1 pseudogene is annotated in these 492 nt (G+C 44.1%); it reads left to right on the top strand.

The features are described 5' to 3' along the window. Positions 1-215: pseudogene (locus CYP84_RS01440) on the top strand (cysteine desulfurase NifS); the annotation flags it as partial. Positions 216-492 lie beyond the last annotated feature (277 nt).

Raw genomic sequence — 492 nt, 5'->3', positions numbered from 1 at the left:
TGGGCTCGGCGTGCGCATCTGAGACGCTAGAGAGCAACCCGATAATGGAAGCCATCGGAGCTAGCAGCGATCTGGCACACACGGCGCTAAGGCTATCGCTGTCGAGATTTAACACTGAAGAAGAGATCGACTACGCGATAGAGCATATCAAAAAGGCGGTGGTGAGGTTGCGAGCTATTTCAAGCACGTACGCTTACAACCCTAACGGCAAATAACGGCTTGTCTTTTGAGCGCCTTTGAATGAGTTTGAAATTTTCGCCCTGCGGCAGACTATATGTCTAGCCTTGGGACGGAAATTTCCGCACAACATTCAAATTCATCTCAAAACAAGCGTAACGTTTTTGCGAAGCAAAATGTTTCTACAAAATACTTCGCCTTGTTTTGCAGTCAAATTTGAAGTTAAATTTAATTGAAATTTGAGCCTAAAAAGTCCAAATTTGAGTTAAATTTAAAAGTAAGCAGGCGGCAGTATCGCGAGATGGATTTGAATGG

This window comes from Campylobacter concisus (genome assembly GCF_002912425.1).
Taxonomy (GTDB): Bacteria; Campylobacterota; Campylobacteria; order Campylobacterales; family Campylobacteraceae; genus Campylobacter_A; species Campylobacter_A concisus_AH.
This window is presented reverse-complemented; position numbering and strand designations above follow the sequence as displayed.